The organism is Leclercia sp. LSNIH3, assembly GCF_002935105.1.
In the GTDB taxonomy this organism is placed as follows: Bacteria; Pseudomonadota; Gammaproteobacteria; order Enterobacterales; family Enterobacteriaceae; genus Enterobacter; species Enterobacter adecarboxylatus.
Genome location: NZ_CP026387.1, coordinates 672,051 through 688,895, shown reverse-complemented (window position 1 = coordinate 688,895; position 16,845 = coordinate 672,051). Strand labels below are relative to the sequence as shown.

Annotated in this window: 16 protein-coding genes and 1 pseudogene; 9 read left to right on the top strand and 8 right to left on the bottom strand. The window is 54.4% G+C overall.

Annotation, left to right across the window (positions count from 1 at the left end):
- Positions 1–23: 23 nt before the first annotated feature.
- The 4 genes from C3F35_RS03440 to C3F35_RS03425 all read right to left on the bottom strand — a co-directional run bounded on the left by C3F35_RS03440 (position 24) and on the right by C3F35_RS03425 (position 4,336).
- On the bottom strand, positions 24–1,397 hold the full coding sequence (locus tag C3F35_RS03440) for a M24 family metallopeptidase (protein WP_233211662.1): 1,374 nt from the start codon (positions 1,395–1,397) through the stop codon (positions 24–26).
- A 26-nt stretch (positions 1,398–1,423) separates the two neighbouring features.
- Positions 1,424–1,660, bottom strand: coding sequence for a DUF1272 domain-containing protein (locus C3F35_RS03435; protein WP_077227320.1), 237 nt, complete (start codon positions 1,658–1,660; stop codon positions 1,424–1,426).
- Positions 1,661–1,966: 306 nt separating this feature from the next.
- Complete coding sequence (locus C3F35_RS03430; RefSeq protein WP_103792996.1) at positions 1,967–2,959, bottom strand: hypothetical protein; 993 nt, start codon at positions 2,957–2,959, stop codon at positions 1,967–1,969.
- A gap of 492 nt (positions 2,960–3,451) precedes the next feature.
- Positions 3,452–4,336, bottom strand: coding sequence for an SDR family oxidoreductase (locus C3F35_RS03425; RefSeq protein ID WP_103792995.1), 885 nt, complete (start codon positions 4,334–4,336; stop codon positions 3,452–3,454).
- Positions 4,337–4,632: 296 nt separating this feature from the next.
- Here C3F35_RS03425 and C3F35_RS27030 point away from each other — a divergent pair, with 296 nt between their 5' ends.
- Both C3F35_RS27030 and C3F35_RS03415 read left to right on the top strand, forming a co-directional pair.
- Positions 4,633–5,352, top strand: coding sequence for a YcxB family protein (locus C3F35_RS27030; RefSeq protein ID WP_233211661.1), 720 nt, complete (start codon positions 4,633–4,635; stop codon positions 5,350–5,352).
- Between the two features lie 3 nt (positions 5,353–5,355).
- Positions 5,356–6,150, top strand: a complete 795-nt coding sequence (locus C3F35_RS03415; protein ID WP_103792994.1) for an AraC family transcriptional regulator — start codon at positions 5,356–5,358, stop codon at positions 6,148–6,150.
- Here the strand turns inward: C3F35_RS03415 and leuA are convergent.
- A complete protein-coding gene (gene leuA / locus C3F35_RS03410; RefSeq protein ID WP_059308312.1) occupies positions 6,102–7,778 on the bottom strand; it encodes a 2-isopropylmalate synthase in 1,677 nt (558 codons plus the stop codon). The two genes, C3F35_RS03415 and leuA, sit on opposite strands and share 49 nt — an antisense overlap.
- A 95-nt stretch (positions 7,779–7,873) precedes the next feature.
- A complete protein-coding gene (locus C3F35_RS03405; protein WP_077227314.1) occupies positions 7,874–8,746 on the bottom strand; it encodes a LysR substrate-binding domain-containing protein in 873 nt (290 codons plus the stop codon).
- Between the two features lie 100 nt (positions 8,747–8,846).
- Here C3F35_RS03405 and C3F35_RS03400 point away from each other — a divergent pair, with 100 nt between their 5' ends.
- The 5 genes from C3F35_RS03400 to C3F35_RS03380 all read left to right on the top strand — a co-directional run bounded on the left by C3F35_RS03400 (position 8,847) and on the right by C3F35_RS03380 (position 12,992).
- The gene (locus tag C3F35_RS03400; RefSeq protein ID WP_103793015.1) at positions 8,847–9,149 is read left to right on the top strand and encodes a carboxymuconolactone decarboxylase family protein; all 303 of its coding nucleotides are present in this window, start codon (positions 8,847–8,849) and stop codon (positions 9,147–9,149) included.
- A gap of 5 nt (positions 9,150–9,154) precedes the next feature.
- On the top strand, positions 9,155–9,544 hold the full coding sequence (locus C3F35_RS03395; RefSeq protein ID WP_103792993.1) for a tautomerase family protein: 390 nt from the start codon (positions 9,155–9,157) through the stop codon (positions 9,542–9,544).
- Positions 9,541–10,065 carry a DUF4865 family protein gene (locus C3F35_RS03390; RefSeq protein WP_103792992.1) on the top strand — a complete coding sequence of 175 codons (525 nt, stop codon included), beginning with the start codon at positions 9,541–9,543 and terminating at the stop codon, positions 10,063–10,065. The genes C3F35_RS03395 and C3F35_RS03390 overlap by 4 nt, the downstream gene beginning before the upstream one ends.
- Positions 10,066–10,551: 486 nt before the next feature.
- Positions 10,552–11,046, top strand: coding sequence for a molybdopterin-dependent oxidoreductase (locus C3F35_RS03385; protein WP_032617461.1), 495 nt, complete (start codon positions 10,552–10,554; stop codon positions 11,044–11,046).
- Between the two features lie 17 nt (positions 11,047–11,063).
- Positions 11,064–12,992: a putative bifunctional diguanylate cyclase/phosphodiesterase gene (locus C3F35_RS03380; RefSeq protein ID WP_059308309.1), complete on the top strand. Its 1,929-nt coding sequence runs from the start codon at positions 11,064–11,066 to the stop codon at positions 12,990–12,992.
- Between the two features lie 109 nt (positions 12,993–13,101).
- On the opposite strand, the gene C3F35_RS03375 is transcribed toward C3F35_RS03380, so the two are convergent.
- Positions 13,102–13,554 (bottom strand): winged helix-turn-helix transcriptional regulator, encoded by a 453-nt coding sequence (locus tag C3F35_RS03375; protein ID WP_103792991.1) that lies wholly within the window; start codon positions 13,552–13,554, stop codon positions 13,102–13,104.
- Positions 13,555–13,702: 148 nt separating this feature from the next.
- Here C3F35_RS03375 and agp point away from each other — a divergent pair, with 148 nt between their 5' ends.
- Complete coding sequence (agp, locus tag C3F35_RS03370) at positions 13,703–14,944, top strand: bifunctional glucose-1-phosphatase/inositol phosphatase (RefSeq protein ID WP_032617464.1); 1,242 nt, start codon at positions 13,703–13,705, stop codon at positions 14,942–14,944.
- 144 nt (positions 14,945–15,088) lie between these two features.
- Positions 15,089–15,316 (top strand): annotated as a pseudogene (locus tag C3F35_RS27025) (VapC toxin family PIN domain ribonuclease); the annotation flags it as partial.
- A 154-nt stretch (positions 15,317–15,470) separates the two neighbouring features.
- Here the strand turns inward: C3F35_RS27025 and C3F35_RS03360 are convergent.
- Complete coding sequence (locus C3F35_RS03360; protein WP_327062015.1) at positions 15,471–16,790, bottom strand: SLC13 family permease; 1,320 nt, start codon at positions 16,788–16,790, stop codon at positions 15,471–15,473.
- Between the last annotated feature and the right edge of the window lie 55 nt (positions 16,791–16,845).

Here is a 16,845-nt window from a genome sequence, read left to right as displayed (position 1 = left end):
ATAGACCCGGGCAAGAAAACGTCTCAGCAGGTAAACGCCTTCTCCTTCGCCAGCAGGAACGGACGCAGATACGCCACGGTATTCGACAGCGGGATCACCTCCTCGGCAAGCTTAATCTTCAGCACTTCACGAATGTACGTCCGGCGGGTGACGATCCGCGCCCACAGCGCCGGGTACGCCGTCTGGATGTTGCTTTGCAGCGCCGCATCTGCCAGCGCGATACTCTCCTCGGCGCTGACCCCGGTATAGCCGGGTACGGAGGGGATAATATCGATCTGCAGGATCATCCCGCTTTTCAGCGTCTCGGCGGAGTGCGGATAAACAGGGGAGGAGAGCCACTCTTCATCGGCGCTGAGGTGGCCCGGATTCAGATGCCAGCCATACTGCGCTTTGTTGAGCACCTGTTCGATGTGGGCGTACAGTTCACCCCCCGGCATCCCAATGCGGATAGTCTCAAGCCAGCTGGCAACCGCGGCAAAATAGGGTTTCGCCACCCGATCGAGATAATCTTTTTGCGCTTCGGGCAGCTCGCTCTCGTCGGCAATCACAAACCCGGTCCGGCTTGATAACCCGCCTTTAAAGGCCGTAGTCATCGACAGGGGCTGGCCGCGCTCAAGCTTTTTGTAGGTGGGATAAAAGTTCGCTTTCTCAAAACGCTGCCCGGCGGCGGCAATGGTCACCACCGTCTGATACTGGCCTTCTGCCGCGAGCAGCGCCCCGAGTTCGGTTTCGCGGATCCCCGGTTCCACCGCGTTCATGGCCTGCAACATGCAGCCGGAGGCAAGGTTAGCGCCATACTCGTAATGCGCGATTTCGTTCTCGTTGTTGGTTACGCGGGCGCCGTTGTCGCCGCAAATAAACAGGTGCGCCGCGTTCACCAGCTGCGCGCCGGTGCTGTTCTTGAGCGCCTCGACGATAAAGTACGGCAGATCGAAGAGTTGCGTATTATCAGCCCTGGTCGCGGTAAACATTTTCCAGCCAACCAGCCCGATTCGGTTCAGCCTGTAAAGCCCGGTCTCACTGAACAGCGTCTCCAGCGAGGTTTCGTTATCCATCGGCTGGTTCGGCAGCGAAAATAACGGGCAGTGCTTCAACGTGACCGGGATCCGCGAATGCTGCGCCATCTTCAGATTTTCATTACCCAGAATAGCGGTCGCAGCGCCTGATTTATCCAGTATCAGCAGGCCTTCCTCGAAGCGGGGCACAAACCCGGTCAGATACTCAAAATTACCCCCGTGCTCCTTATCGGCGTAAATCACGAGGGCATCGAAGCCCGCCTCGTTCATGCGGGTCAGCACCTTATTTTTACGCTCAAGCAGGGTGGCATCGGTGAGCAACACCGGGGGCACATCGGTGAAATGGCGCGGCGCAGGGATAGGCTGGAGCTGGATCATCATTGACCTCATCGTCAGGAGCAGGGCTGTCAGGCGCTTTTCCGGGCATGAACCCGTACGGTGGACGCAGGGGAATTTACCAGTTTATTTGCCGGTCGCACCGGGCGGCGCACCAGCTCTCCCTGGCAGTTGGGGCAGCGATGGTTGAGGTGAGTTTCAGCGCAGGCGGCGCAGAAGGTACATTCAAAGGAGCAGATTCGGGCGTCCAGGGCATCAGGAGGCAGGTCGCGATCACACCATTCACAGTTCGGGCGAAGTTCGAGCATAGGTTTCTTCCTTTCAGCGGGTTGCGTCTGCCTCACTATGCCAGAGAGACCGCAACCCCGCGACAGCGATATCGCAGGGTTGAGAGCGTTGTCCATAGTGTCGGAACGGCTTTCGCGTCTATCTCTTCATGAGTCAGTTCCCGTAGAAAGCATAAATGCCCGTAAGGGCATTTATGTTTCGACTGAATCTATCCTGTCAGAGACTGATTAGTGCCAGAACAGCGCAATCAGGATAATGATTGGGATCGGGACACCTAAAAAGAACAGTAATAGTGAGCGCATGTAAACCTCCTGCTTAATTAAGTATTAAAGATCGCGTTGACGGCCGCCCCAGGTCGCACACAAGCTGGCTACAAAAGCACCGGCCAACAGCGAGATGAATGTCCAGAGCATCAGATAGCTGGTGGCTTTGCGGGCTTCATCAGCAACCTTCTGCGCTTTCTCTTTCGTTTCTTTTAATTTCGCCTGGGCTTTGTCGTAGGTGGTTTGAACCCGTTGTTCAGCTTCTTGCTGACTGATACCGGTACGTTGAGCAATCAGCTGCGCGACATACTGGCGATCTTCCTGAGGTAACTGGCCGGTGCTGATACTGTTAGCAAAGATACCGGTCACTTCATTCAACTGAGCGGGAGTGAGTTCCTGCTGTGGCGCGGCAGGTGCCGGTGCAGCGGGTGCTGCTGGCGCATCTGGCGTCGCGGTTGGGTTTGCTGGAGCAGCAGATGGCGTACCCGGACGGAACATGGAATTAACGAAATAGTCCATTGGCGAACCTGAGCCGTCAGAGGAATCTTTCGCCATCCCCGCTGCGCCGCCGACGGTGGCTGCAGCTGCACCGCCCGCAACAGAACCGACCACTTTAGCACTGCCGCCTACGATGGCGCTGACCGTGGAGGTTAACAGCATCGCCGAGACCAGCGCGGCAACCGCCCAGGCCAAAAATCCGTGGGCAGTATCGCGGAAGTAAATTTCATTAGTATGGGTAGAAACCCATTTGGTGCGCAGGCGTCCGGCTAAATAGCCGCCCATCCCTGACGCCACAATTTGCGTGAACGTCAGCCACCCTATGGCCGCAATACCGACAGTACCGGCATCAAGCCCGTCATTTTCCCAGGGAGACACTGTTGTCAGGCCCAATCCTGCGCCCAACATAAGCATAATCAACGATAAAGACGCTGCTGCCGCCGCGCCAGCAAAGATGGCGCCCCATGATACAGCACTGCTGCTGCCCGCGTCGGGCAGAGGCAGACGCGGCTCAACATACTGAGTATTAGCAGTGGAATGATCGTGAATGTGAGTCATAGCTGTTGTCCTTTAAATAATCTTACGCCGGAACGCAAAACGGGAGTTTGCGTTCAGTACCAGGAACTGATTGAAAAAACAGGAAACATTATCAACTTCAACATTAAGGCTCTTTAAGGACGAAGTGGGGCAATTTATAATAACGATGTCATTAAAGATTAAATTAAATAAAAACAGTAAATGTAACTAACCCATGATTTCAGGATAGTTGATAATGTTGGCCCGGACACTTTTTGAAGCAAATAAATACAAAGCTATATTGTAATGATTTGTAAGTGCGCCGGGGTTATGCTACTCAGCGTTGCTATTATCAAGACGTATGATTATGTGACGGGAAAATAATTCCCATCCTGTCCAGGTTATTAAAACGATCGCCACAAGTTGGCGAGATAATTAAATAGGCCAGTGCCAGGTTTTATAAAAGTCCGTTACCGCGTAAAGTAACGGACTTTATAATCAACCTTATTTATCACCGGCATCAGGTTTATTGACTCAGGCGACGCCAGTACCACCGTCAGAACACCAGACCTGACCGGATGCGTAAGAGCTGCTGTCAGACGCCAGCAGAACGTACAGCGGCGCTATCTCAACAGGCTGGCCAGGTCTTCCCAGCGGGGTATCGGCACCGAATTGCTGCACTTTTTCCTGAGGCTGACCGCCACTGGATTGCAGGGGCGTCCAGTAAGGACCGGGTGCTACGGCGTTGACGCGAATCCCTTTTGGACCCAGCTGTTTCGCCAGTGATTTGGTGAAGGCCACGTTACAGGCTTTAGTCTGGGCATAATCCAGCAGGATCTCGCTAGGCTTGAAGGCCTGCACCGAAGAGGTGTTAATAATGACCGCGCCTTCCGACAGGTGATGCAGGGCGGCACGGGTGATCCAGAAGAGAGCATAAACGTTAGTTTTGAAGGTCGCATCGAAAGCGGCTGTCGTCAGCTCTTCAATGGACTCGCAATACTGCTGTCTGCCCGCGTTATTCACTAAAATGTCGAGGCCGCCCAGTTCACTCACCGCCCGTTCAACCAGCGTGTCGCAGAACGATTCCACCCGAATATCACCGGGGATCGCCACGGCTTTACGGCCTTCAGCCTGAATCAGCGCGATAACGGCCGCAGCATCAGATTCTTCTTCCGGCAGGTAGCCAATGGCCACATCGGCACCTTCGCGGGCATAAGCGATGGCGACTGCGCGTCCAATACCGGAATCACCCCCGGTAATAAGCGCTTTTTTACCTGCGAGTTTGCCAGAACCGATATAACTGGTTTCGCCATGATCGGGGATTGGCTTCATTTCCGATGCCAGTCCTGGCGTTTGTTGCGGTTGCTCCACAAACGGTGGGCGTGGGTAGTGTTTTGAAGTGATGTTTCCTGATGTCATCCCGACCTCCTTAGTCAATGAATATAAATAATAGTCACTGTGACGTGACACACATTTCCGGGAGGCAAAATTCGGACGATTCTTCTTTTGAATATATTTTTGCTTTTTTACGCAGGATGTCTTACCCAAATATAGGGCACGCCCTGTACGCAGAAATCAATATCTCATCAGGGCAATTATTTATGCGGATGCTTGCGTGTCATACGGGAAATAAAAAGCCTGAGGTGTCGTTCAGGTGAACGCTTTCGCGGCGCGTTGCGGGGCAATAAATTGACTCCGCCGTAACCGGGTCAGAAATGGTGGATATCCGCCTGGTTACCGGGAGAGGGGAATCAGCGCCGCAAGGTTTTTTTGTGGTGACCTCTCAACCCCCAGTCAATATGTTAGAATCCGCAAAACACCAGGCGCAAATAAGCAAGAGGGAGAAGATGGTAAGGAAAAACAGGATCGTTGTGGATTATTCGTTATCCATTTTAGAGCGCACTAAAGCCAGTAAACTTATTAACGATCATAAAAAAGAGTATCTCAAACCCTACGGTTATCTTTCACTCATTCAAAAGGCGGCGGTCTCTGTTTTAGGGGTAGCGGCGTTATTTACGCTTATTACGCTGCTGATGTTAAGCCTGAAAACCGCCCCCGACGCTGCTTTTTTTGCCAGAACACGTAACTTCAGTATCGCTCTGCTGGTGCTGTTTGGTGTCGCGTTGGCCCTGTTCAAACTCTATGACGTGTTGATGAATAACATCATGAAGAAACACCAGCGGGTTGAGCAGGAGGACCCGGAGACCTTACAGAAAGTGAAGCTAAACCGCTTCTTTATTGAAAATATCACCAACACCGCCAGCGGGAAAATCTACTGGAAAAACGTTAAGGACAGCTACCGGAAAGGTGGATTTATTTTTATCCATATGATGAACGATAATTGCGTGGTGATACCTGAAAGGGTTTTTGCTTCGACCAGCGAAGCCGCAGAGGTTTTTGATTTTATCAACGAGCAGATAGCGCAAAATAAATAAACCATGACAACCCAACAGCAATTCACCTTTGCCACGCGCCCGCTGGTGCCTTTCGCCCATGATTACACGCATGGCGAAACGGAGCCGTGGCACAGTCACACCTGCGCCCAGCTGCTGCATACCCTGAGCGGGGTGGTGCGCGTGGAGACCGCGCAGGGGTTCTGGATTGTACCGCCGGGGCGGGGCGTCTGGCTGCCTGCCGGGACGCAGCACCGTCTGCTGATCACCGGCAACGTGGCGGCACGGACGCTGTTTATCGATCCTTTTGCCCGGGCGGATCTGCCCTCGGTTTGCCAGGTGGTGCAAATTTCCACCCTGCTGCGCGAGCTGATCCTCGCCTCGCTGCACCTGCCAGAAAGTTACGCGGCGGGCAGCAGAGCCGAGCGCATTTATGAGTTGATCCTCGATGAAATCCGCGGGATAAGCGTGCTGCCGTTCAATCTTCCCGAGCCAGAGACACCCGCACTGCTGGCGCTGTGCCGCCAGATCCAGGCCGAGCCGGGCGCGCGCTGGACGACGGCGCTGGCGGCCAGCCAGTTAAACATCAGCGAACGTACCCTGTTGCGGCATTTTCGCCAGCAGACCGGGCTGGCGTTCAGCGAATGGCTGCGCAGGGCGCGGCTGATGGAGGCCCTGAACCGCCTGGCGCAGGGGCAGTCCGTGCTCCGGGTGGCGCTGGACCTCGGTTATGAGAGTCACAGCGCCTTTAGCGCCATGTTCCGCCGCACCCTCGGCGTGGCCCCGAGCGACTACTTCCAGCCTGAGTCGCTTTCCGGCAATGCGTTCAACAATGCCTGAAGCGATGCCCGGGAAACATCGTTGTCGATGCCCGTTCCCCAGCGGCTCACGCCCTGCTTAGTGCTGCAGCGAATATAGGCCGCCGACCGGCTTTCGCTGCACCTGCCGAGGGTATGCTCGTGATAATCCTCGATGGCGAATGTCAGATTAAAGCAGGTTTTTATCGCACTGGCGGCGGCAGAGAGCAGGCCGTTGCCTTTTCCCTCTAAGGTCACGATACCCCCGGCGGTCTGCACCCGCGCCGACAATACCAGCCCACCGTCCGGCTGGCTCTCCGTCCGGTAGTCCAGCAACTGACGTGGGGCGAGCTGATGCGGGCCATACAGCTCGCGGTAGAGCTGCCACAGCGCGCTCAGCGTCATCTCGTTGCCTTCCCGGTCGGTGTGGGCCTGAACGTGGCGGCTGAAGTCCTGCTGCAACGCCCGGGGCAGCACCAGACCGTGATTTTGCTCCAGCATCCAGGCCGCGCCGCTTTTCCCGGACTGGCTGTTGACGCGGATCACCGCCTCATAGCTACAACCGATATCGTTCGGATCAACGGGAAGATAGGGCATCTCCCAGCGCGGTGAGGCTGACTGTTCCCGGGCGTGAAACCCTTTTTTGATGGCATCCTGATGAGAGCCAGAGAAGGCGGTAAACGCCAGCTTACCGGCATAAGGGTGGCGCGGATGCACCGGCAGCTGGTTGCACTGCTCCACCAGCTCCACCACCTGCTTCATGTCGCTGAAGTCGAGCTGCGGCGAAATCCCCTGGCTGTAGAGATTCATCGCCAGCGTCACCAGACAGACGTTGCCGGTGCGCTCCCCGTTGCCAAACAGACACCCTTCCACGCGATCGGCCCCGGCAAGCAGAGCCAACTCGGCGCTGGCGACGCCGCTGCCGCGGTCGTTATGGGGATGCACGCTAATACAGACGTCACGCCGGCGAGAAAAGTGACGGCAGAAGTACTCAATCTGATCGGCATAAACGTTGGGCGTATTCACCTCGACCGTGGCGGGGAGGTTGATGATCATCGGCCGGGCGGAAGAGGGTTCCCAGACATCCGCCACCGCCTCGCAGATTTGCAGGGCGAAGTCCGGTTCGGTGAAGCAGAACGTTTCCGGCGAATATTCGTAGCACCAGCGAGTCTGCGGGTGAGCCTCGCATAAGGCGCGGATCTGGCGCGTGGCGCTGACGGCCAGTTGCACGATCTCCTCTTTGCTCTGGCGAAACACCAGCTGGCGGAACAGCGGCGCGGTGGCGTTATAGAGATGCACCGTGGCGCGTTTGGCACCTTCAAGAGAGGCAAAGGTGCGCTCAATCAGATCGCTGCGGGCCTGGGTGAGCACCTGAATGGTCACGTCATCCGGGATCCGCTGCTCCTCAATCAGCTGACGGACAAACTGAAAGTCCGTCTCTGAGGCGGAAGGGAAGGCGACCTCGATCTCCTTAAATCCACATGTCAGCAGTTGCTCCCAGAAGCGCAGCTTGCGCGGAATATCCATCGGTTCGGCCAGCGCCTGGTTGCCATCGCGCAGGTCGGTAGAGAGCCAGCGTGGCGCGTGGGTTAAGGTCTTATCCGGCCACTGGCGGTCAGGTAACGCAATGGGGGCAAAGGCGGCGTACTTTTGCGAGGGATTGGGCAGCATGGTTATTCTCCAGGTGATGTTGTGTTTTTATCCTGGCGAAAAAGGGGGCAGGGCACTGGCGCAAAACTGACAACCTGTGGCGAGGATCCGCCACATCACATCGCCCTGTGCAGCGCCTCTTCCATCAGCTGCTCCAGCTTCGTCTGGGCTGTGCTTCCGCTCTTTTGTTCCAGCGTGATCCCCAGGCTTCCTGGCGCAGGCAGAACACTCTCCGCCACCCGCAGGTTGCCCGGCATGCCGATACGGGTGCGCAGGGTGACGCCGAGTCCCGCCTGCACCGCCGCCCAGATGCCGCTCAGGCTGTGGCTGACAAACACCACCCGCCAGGGGATGCCCGCCTGGTTCAGGCAGTCGATGGCACGGGCGCGCATCAGGCAGGGGGAGTCAAACATGACCAGGGGCAGAGGTTCGCCCCGGGCCAGCAGGGCGCCGATGTCCATCTCCGGGGGCTGGATCCACGCCATCTGGCGCTGGCCAATCAGCTGGCCCTGGCGCTTTTCCTGTGCGTTCTGCCATAGCAGCACCATATCGAGGGCGTCATCATCAAAGGCAGTGAGCAAAGCCCGGTTGCGATCGACCCGGGCAATGATCCGCACATCGGGATGGTGGCGTTTAAATTCCCCCAGAATGCCCGGCATCAGCGACTCGCCAAAATCCTCCTGCATGCCGATACGGATCTCCTCCTGTAACTGTTCCCCTTTCAGGGCGCACTGCATCTCATCATTCAGGGCCAGCATCCGGCGGGCATAGCTCATGACGATCTCGCCGTCGCGGGTCAGCGCCAGGCCACGGCCCTTTTTCATCACCAGGTCTGCCCCGCACTGCTGTTCCAGCTTTTTCAGCTGGGCGCTGACCGCAGAGGTGGAGCGGCAGAGGCGAATGGCGGCCTGGGCGAAGCTGCCGCACTCCATGCCGGTGACAAAACTGCGCAGGGCATCGAGGTCGAGCGTGGGCGGGATCTTGTTCATAATCGTCCTGAAATGCGGGATGGTAAGCCGCATATTATTTGATTTTCAGGATGAAAATATCGCGCCAGAATCGGCTTACTGTCAATACGGAGAGCACACCATGGCGAAATCACTGACTGCGGAAACCCTGTCCCGCGTCGCACCCAAACTGGCCGAGCTGAGCAGGGAGGTCCTTTTCAATGATATCTGGAAGCGTGATGCGCTCTCCCCGCGCGATCGCAGCCTGATCACCCTGGCTGCCCTGACGGCCCTGGGGGGCGTCCAGCAGCTGCCCTGGCATATCGACTTTGCGCAGCAAAACGGCCTGAGCAAAGAGGAGATCACCGAAGCCTTTACCCATCTGGCGTTCTACGCTGGCTGGCCTGCGGCGGTGTCGGCCCTTGGCTGCCTGGACGAGGAGTAACCCCGATGCCTTTCACCCGTATCTCCCTGCGTCCGGGGTACAGCGATGTGCAGATCGCGCAGATCTCCGACATCCTGCAGCAGAGTCTCGAGGCGGAGTTTGCCGTCCCGTTCGGCGATCGCTTTCAGATTTTTGAGGCGATCCCCGCCGGACAGCGCCTGTTCGACCGCCACTATAAAAGTGGAGGACGCAGCGACAATTTTATTCAGTTCCACATTCTGGCGGGCAAGCCCCGCTCGCGCGAACAGAAGCAAAATTTCTGCCGTCTGCTGAGCGATCGGCTGCACGCGGCGCTGGGTATACACCCGGATGATGTGATGGTGATGATCCACTTTAACACCGCCGATGACTGGAGCTTCAGCCAGGGACGGATGCTGTCGGAGGAGGGGTTATGATCGTGATGCAATACCGCTTCACCCTGCCTGCCGACTACGACATGGCCATCGTTGAGAAGCGCATTGCGCAGAACGGTGCCCGGCTGAACGGTTTCGCCGGGCTGCTGTTTAAAGCGTTTCTCGTCTCGCGACGAGAAGACGCCCATACCGAAGAAAACCGCTATGCGCCGTTCTACGTCTGGGAAAATGTCGGGGCGATGGCGCAGTTTTTACAAAGCCCTGGCTTTCGCAAGCTGACCGAGGATTTTGGCTGGCCGCAGATCGATACCTGGCTGGCGCTGCGCCTGCCTGCTGTTGATGAGGTAAAAGAGGCCGCCTGGCTGTCGATGGATCGCCAGCCGATCGCCCCCCACAGCGACCTGTCGGCGCTGACCCTGCGTGCGCCGCTGTGCGCATGGGATGTCAGCCGCTGGCAGGTGTTGGAGGTCGGGTTTGGTGACGCGCCACAGGCGGGAAAAGAGAATTATCGCATCGGCTACGTGGCGAGCGGTGCGACGGGTTCAACCGCCGTCCTTTCTTAAGCGTGATTTCCCTGCGGGGGAGATTCGCGGGATCGGGTTGGCACATTCAGAGGAGAGCGGGGCGAGCAACCCGCTTTCCGTCTCAAACGGTAGCGGCGGCCTGGCTTATATATCCTGTTGCGTATAATTACGCCCCGTGACAGGCATGAAAAATGTGCGGATGTATTCATCACCGCTGTGTTGCGCAAAACAACCCTTCCCCGTAGCAACAAAGTGAATTAAACCATTATGTTTATGGGTGTTTATTTGCGTTGTATAACGTGCTGGCTTGTTTTTTGTACGCCCGGAATAAAATTAACCTACATCTAATACTTTTTCAGACCAGACTTAATCTAAATTACAGCGCGCGATTCTCTCTAACTCGTTGATTTGTATGGTTAGAATTTTTCAATGAATTTGCTGAATCCATAATAGTCCGGTGACATATATTAATAGCATAATAACTAAATTATACTTCTTACCAATTGACAGAAGGATGAGGTTAGAATGCGGTTAATTGTCTTGTTGTTAAGCTTTGTGGTAACCATCCAGGCCTGGGCTGGTGAACTTCCCAAACCTGTCGGCAAAGTCCTTTTAACACTGTCCGGTAATATAGAAAATACAAATGAAGAGGGCAAAGCCGTCTTTGATATCGCCAGCCTTGAGAAACTGGGCCTGGTGAGTTTTAAGACCACCTCTCCCTGGTATGATGGGCGCACGACCTTTACGGGCGTGCCACTGAAAAAGCTCATGGAGTATGTTGGGGCGAAGGGGTCTGTCCTTAAAATCACCGCGCTCAATGATTACACAACCGTGATCCCTCTTAGCGATGCCCAAAAATACAACGTTATCCTGGCCTTAAAAGTCAACGGGGAGTATATGCGTATCCGTGATAAAGGCCCGTTATTCGTCGTGTATCCTTATGACAGCATGCCTGAACTGAATAATCAGATTTTCTATTCAAGGTCTGCGTGGCAGGTCAGCAAAATGATGATCGAATAGGCGTTCAGGAGAGCTTCATGAACAGGATACTGGCGGGCATCATTTTTTTCCTCTTTATCTCTACCGGGTATGTCTCTTTCCTTGTGCATGAAAGGCAGCAAGAATTACAAAAACTGACGCATTACACTGATTCCTGGTCGGCGGCACAGTTGGTATCCGAATATTACCGATTTGAGTCCATGCTGGGTCTTTATGCTATCGATGAAACGCTCTCCATCGATGATGTACGCCTGCGCCTCGACATTATGCTCAGCCAGAGTGATTTAATGAAAGAAGGGGATCTGGGGTATTATATTGAAAGTTCTGAAGCGCATCAGGCACTGGCTGCGGAGCTGGAAAAGTCCCTGAAATATCTCGATCTCCATCTTGAGCAAATGAATCGCTCAGAGCTCAAGACATATCTGAAGACGATGCATACCCTTGATGCGCCGCTCAGCAACCTTTCATCCAGTGCGTTAAATAAAGATGTTAACTCGATTAACAGCGCCAACCTTAAAATTCAGACGCTGTATTATGTCTATTCCGCGACCTCTGTCCTGCTGATCATACTCAGCGCCATACTGGGTACGCTGATATTTTATCAGAACAGAAATATTCTCAAGGCACACCTTCAGGTCCAGAGCCTGGCTGAAGAGCTGCAAACATCGAAAGAGAAACTGCAAATCCAGAATACGCAGCTGGAATATGACGTCTACCATGACTCGCTCACCGGAATGAATAACCGCCAGTTCTTCTGGGATAATTTAAAAAAGATAATCGAGGTAGCAGAGAAAAATAATAATTCTGTGGTTGTGATGCTGTTTGATTTAGATCGCTTTAAAGAGGTCAATGATACCTATGGTCATGATGCCGGCGATATGTTGCTGCGCCAGATATCCGACCGCCTGACGTCGATGAGCCTGACCACAGAAACGCTCTATCGCTTAGGTGGGGACGAGTTTGCGTTTCTGTCGCGTGGCCTGACCGAGAGCAGCGCTGTGTCGCGAGCGCAAAAGATTTGTGACGCTATCAACCAGCCTTACACCATAGATAACACCATTATTAATATCGCGACCTGCGTGGGGATTGTTATCTCCGAAACGGAACGCCGCGCCGATTATCTCTATAAATTTGCCGACCTGGCGCTTTATGAAGCCAAAAAACAAGGCTCCGGCCAGATCAAGGTCTTCCGCCAACGTATGCTACAGAAGCTGCTGGAAAGCAGAACTCTTGAACACGATATGGCCATGGCCTTAATGAATAAAGAGTTCGTGGTCTATTATCAGCCTATTGTGGATTCGTTCAGCCAGGATATTTACAGCTATGAAGCGCTTATTCGCTGGGTGCATCCTCTGAAGGGGCTTCTGTCGCCGGATAGCTTTATTCCTGTTGCTGAAAAAACAGGGATGATTAACGAGATGGGGAAGTCTGTGCTTGAAATGGCCTGCCGGGAAGCGGCTACCTGGGCGGTACCGGCCAAAATTTCCGTTAACGTCTCGCCTGTTCAGCTCAGCAGTAAAGCCTTTGCCGGGATGGTGCTATCCATTCTGAAAGAGACAGGCCTTGCGGCAGACCGTCTTGAACTGGAAGTGACAGAGTCTTCTCTCTTTACCGAGAACAGTACGCCGATGAATACGCTCAACAAGCTCAGAGCAGTGGGCGTGAAAATCTCCATTGATGATTTTGGCACGGGTTACTCTTCGCTTTCGCGGCTGAGTAAGCTGGCCTTCGATAAAATCAAAATAGACAAATCCTTTGTGCATTCCATCTCCACGCAGGAAGATGCCCTGAAGATCATCAAACTCATCACCGGCATGGCGAAGTCCCTCAACATGCTAACAGTTGCTGAAGGTGTTGAAACGCAAGAACAGCTGGAAAATCTTCAGGCACTGGGGTGCGATCTCGCCCAGGGCTATCTGTTTGGCAAGCCTCAGCCCGGTATCGATGGCAGAATCAGAAACGGTTAAATCGCGAACGGCCTACTGAGCGGGTGAAGGGGCAGGAGTGAGTCATCGCAGGGCAGCCCGAACAGGTAAACCCGGCTTTGCCCGGTAAGTTAAACGGGACAATGAATTATCACCCCTCCGTCTGCGGATACTTTGGCACGACCTCATCCGGCCCCAGCTCCCTTCCGTCACTTGCCACCATTGCCAGCGGCCGCAACGGCTTACGATCCCGGGCATCTACCAGCACTGTTCCCACATCCCCTTCCGCAAACAGATGCGCATTTCCCCACTGGGAAAGGGCCAGCAGCACGGTTTGCAGGGCGCGGCCCTTTTCCGTCAGAACATACTCCTGCCACGCACTCCCGTCAGAGGCGGGTTGCAGCACCAGGATCCCTTCGTCCACCAGCAGTTTCAGGCGGGTCGCCAGCATGTTTTTCGCAATCCCAAGGCTTTTTTGAAACTCACCAAAGCGTTTAATCCCGCTCAGGGCATCGCGCACAATCAGCAGTGACCACCAGTCACCGATAATATCCAGCGAGCGGGCAACAGCACAGGGACTCTCTTCCAGGCGGGTACGTTTCATGGCGGCTCCTTATCAGCACAGAGTTTTATTATAAAACCATTCTTCGCCACCGCACAAAGTTTGCCGCCACTTTGCGGGTGTGCTCCAGGTAATCCGTCACAAATCTGTCACACTGTTTACGACAATAAATCAGAGTGAGGAATTAGGGATGAGAAAAGCACTAATCGCTGTCGCCGTGACATGCAGCATCGGTCTGTCTGGCGGCGTCCAGGCGCAAACCGCGCCGGAAGGGTATCAGCTGCAACAGGTTCTGATTATGAGCCGCCATAACCTGCGTGCGCCGCTGGCCAATAACGGCAGCGTGCTGGAGCAGTCAACCCCGGAAAAATGGCCGGAGTGGGATGTGCCTGGCGGGCAGCTCACCACCAAAGGCGGGGTGCTGGAGGTCTATATGGGCCACTACATGCGCGAGTGGCTGGCAGAGGAGGGCGTGGTAACCGCCGGGGAGTGCCCGACGGCGAACAGCGTTTATGCCTACGCCAACAGCCTGCAACGCACGGTGGCGACCGCACAGTTCTTCATTACCGGGGCCTTCCCGGGCTGCGATGTGCCGGTGCACCATCAGGAACAAATGGGCACCATGGATCCGACCTTTAACCCGGTTATTACCGATAACTCCCCGGAATTCCGCGAGAAAGCGCTGCAGGCAATGAACAACGAGCGCCAGGGGATGAAGCTCGACGAGAGCTACAGCCTGTTGGAGCAGATGACCGACTACAAGGATTCGCCTTCCTGCAAAGAGAAACAGGTCTGTTCCCTGACCGGGGCGAAAGACACTTACAGCGCCGAATACCAGAAAGAGCCTGGCGTCTCCGGCCCGCTGAAGGTGGGTAACTCGCTGGTGGATGCCTTTACCCTGCAATACTACGAAGGCTTCCCGCTGGATCAGGTGGCGTGGGGCGAGATCAAAACCGACCAGCAGTGGCGGGTGCTGTCTCAGCTGAAAAATGGTTATCAGGACTCGCTGTTCACCTCGGCAGAGGTGGCGCGGAACGTGGCGAAACCGCTGGTGAAATACATTGATAACGTGCTGGTCACCGACCAGGCGAAGGCACCGAAAATCACGCTGCTGGTGGGGCATGACTCGAACATCGCCTCGCTGCTGAAAGCCCTCGATTTCAAGCCTTATCAACTGCCCGGTCAGTACGAGCGCACGCCGATTGGCGGCAAGATCGTTTTCCAGCGCTGGCACGATAAGACCGGCAACCGGGATTTGATGAAAATTGAGTATGTTTATCAGAGTACGGAGCAGCTACGTAATGCCCAGGTCCTGTCGTTAAAAGCCCCGGCGCAGCGTGTCACTCTGGCGCTGAACGGCTGCCCGGTGGATGCGGACGGCTTCTGCCCGATAGAGACATTTAATACGGTGCTGAATACGGCGGCGAAATAAGTTTAGCCCCTCTCTGTACTGACCCTGAAAGTGGGGCAGATTAACCGAGGCATATGAGAAAGAGTCCATGGAATAGATGGGCTCTTTTTGTTTCCTGTTAACGTTGAATCAACGCTTCTGTAGCCAAATTCTCGATTCTCCTGCGTCGATGTCTTCTGCGCTCGTCCTGATGCAATCCTTTTCTGAGAGCGCGCCGCGGTAGACGCAACCCCGGAGATCAAGGACGCGCTGACAGCGACCGGGAGGCCAATCTGTCTCAGCGACACGGCGATCGCCGGGCATGTCATCGCCGCCGGTGCCGTGTTGGTGACGAACAATGTGCGAGAGTGTGAGAATGTGCCTGACCTGTTCCTTGAGGACTGGGCTAGCTGATAGCAGAAAAAATCTTAAAGGCCAGAAGGTCCGCCCTGTGCCAGAAGCGGACATTCGTATGTAGAAGGGCAAGCGCCGGTTAACGCACTCTTATATCGGAGATTATTCTGCCCTTACCTTATTCACTGCCTCAAGTGAGGTTTTTGTCTTACTCTCACACAGGGATAGTTCCGATTACCAGTGCTGCGATAAGCGCGCACACGCTCATGATCCAGACTTTCGTCATAGAGTGTCTGATATGTTCATCAACGCGTAAATTGAGCAGACTCAGTCCGAGATGCGTGGCCGGTATAACCGGACTCAGCAGCAAGCCAATCTGTTCAGTAATAAGCATGGCAATGGTAACGTGCAGAGGCGACACGCCGAAGCTCTGGCCAAGCCCGACCGCGAGAGGTAACAGAGCAAAATAGAACGCATCGGAACCTATCAGAATAACGATTGGCACGCTGAAGGCCGCGAGAATAAGATACAGATAGGGACCCAGGCTGGTGGGGAAGATTTCGGCGATCTCGTTCACTAATACTTTAATAATGCCGGTATTCTGCAAAATCCCAACAAACACACCGATGGTTAAAAATATAACGATCACGGGAAATATAGTCAGGGCATATTCTTTTATTTTTTGTTGGGCTTTCTTCGCGTCAGGATAATTAATGATAACCGCTAGCGAAAAAGCAATCATAAACAGATAATTGCCAGCGACCAGGCCTGATACCAGTATAACAATAGTGGCAATAACCAATGCGAAGTTCAGTTTCAGCAACCAGGGGTTATGATCTGTTTTGCAGGCGAGCATATCGGCGCGCATATAATGAAACTCTTCCGGCGAAATACCTGAGCCGTTTCTGTTTTCGATCTTCGCCATAAACCAACACAGCATTACGCCCAGTACAAACAGAATTGCCTGGAGCGGGATCAGCCGGTAATAGACATCCAGAATATCCAGATGCGTCACCGCGATTGCTCTGTTGAGCGATCCGCCCCAGGGGGTGATCCCGGTTACACCCACACCCACAGTGATCAAAAGTAACAACGTCTTTTTGCTGATGTTCATCTTCTCATAGATGGGCAGCAGGGCGGGTACTGTCACCAGCAGAGTGGCATACGCGTTGCCGTCCAGACTGCAAATGGAGGCAATTACGAGGGTCGCGAGTAACACCGAAAATGTGGAGGGCGTAATGAAGCGCAGGATAAAGCGAACGATCACGTCGAACACCCCGGCCTCTTTCATCAGGGTAAAAAACATGGCGCTGAAGGCAACGAGCGTTGCTGTGCCCACCACAGATTTCAAACCTTGGGCAACATAGTCGCCTAACTCTTTAAAACCGAAGCCACACACTAATGCCGCAGCAGTAGGCAGAACAATAAATAAGATGCTGGGAGGAAATATGTTTTTCAGAAGACACCAGGTTAATATGACAAACATAACTATCCCAGTGATAAGCATAAGAGACATAGACGACCTTATTATAATTTGGGTGACACAGGCAGGGTAAACCCTGCGTAATAGATTACGCAGAGGCTTTCAA

Coding starts and splice junctions, on each gene's coding strand:
- C3F35_RS03440 (WP_233211662.1), bottom strand. CDS start 1,397: ATGATGATCCAGCTCCAGCCTATCCCTGCGCCGCGCCATTTCACCGAT.
- C3F35_RS03435 (WP_077227320.1), bottom strand. CDS start 1,660: ATGCTCGAACTTCGCCCGAACTGTGAATGGTGTGATCGCGACCTGCCT.
- C3F35_RS03430 (WP_103792996.1), bottom strand. CDS start 2,959: ATGACTCACATTCACGATCATTCCACTGCTAATACTCAGTATGTTGAG.
- C3F35_RS03425 (WP_103792995.1), bottom strand. CDS start 4,336: ATGACATCAGGAAACATCACTTCAAAACACTACCCACGCCCACCGTTT.
- C3F35_RS27030 (WP_233211661.1), top strand. CDS start 4,633: ATGGTGGATATCCGCCTGGTTACCGGGAGAGGGGAATCAGCGCCGCAA.
- C3F35_RS03415 (WP_103792994.1), top strand. CDS start 5,356: ATGACAACCCAACAGCAATTCACCTTTGCCACGCGCCCGCTGGTGCCT.
- leuA (WP_059308312.1), bottom strand. CDS start 7,778: ATGCTGCCCAATCCCTCGCAAAAGTACGCCGCCTTTGCCCCCATTGCG.
- C3F35_RS03405 (WP_077227314.1), bottom strand. CDS start 8,746: ATGAACAAGATCCCGCCCACGCTCGACCTCGATGCCCTGCGCAGTTTT.
- C3F35_RS03400 (WP_103793015.1), top strand. CDS start 8,847: ATGGCGAAATCACTGACTGCGGAAACCCTGTCCCGCGTCGCACCCAAA.
- C3F35_RS03395 (WP_103792993.1), top strand. CDS start 9,155: ATGCCTTTCACCCGTATCTCCCTGCGTCCGGGGTACAGCGATGTGCAG.
- C3F35_RS03390 (WP_103792992.1), top strand. CDS start 9,541: ATGATCGTGATGCAATACCGCTTCACCCTGCCTGCCGACTACGACATG.
- C3F35_RS03385 (WP_032617461.1), top strand. CDS start 10,552: ATGCGGTTAATTGTCTTGTTGTTAAGCTTTGTGGTAACCATCCAGGCC.
- C3F35_RS03380 (WP_059308309.1), top strand. CDS start 11,064: ATGAACAGGATACTGGCGGGCATCATTTTTTTCCTCTTTATCTCTACC.
- C3F35_RS03375 (WP_103792991.1), bottom strand. CDS start 13,554: ATGAAACGTACCCGCCTGGAAGAGAGTCCCTGTGCTGTTGCCCGCTCG.
- agp (WP_032617464.1), top strand. CDS start 13,703: ATGAGAAAAGCACTAATCGCTGTCGCCGTGACATGCAGCATCGGTCTG.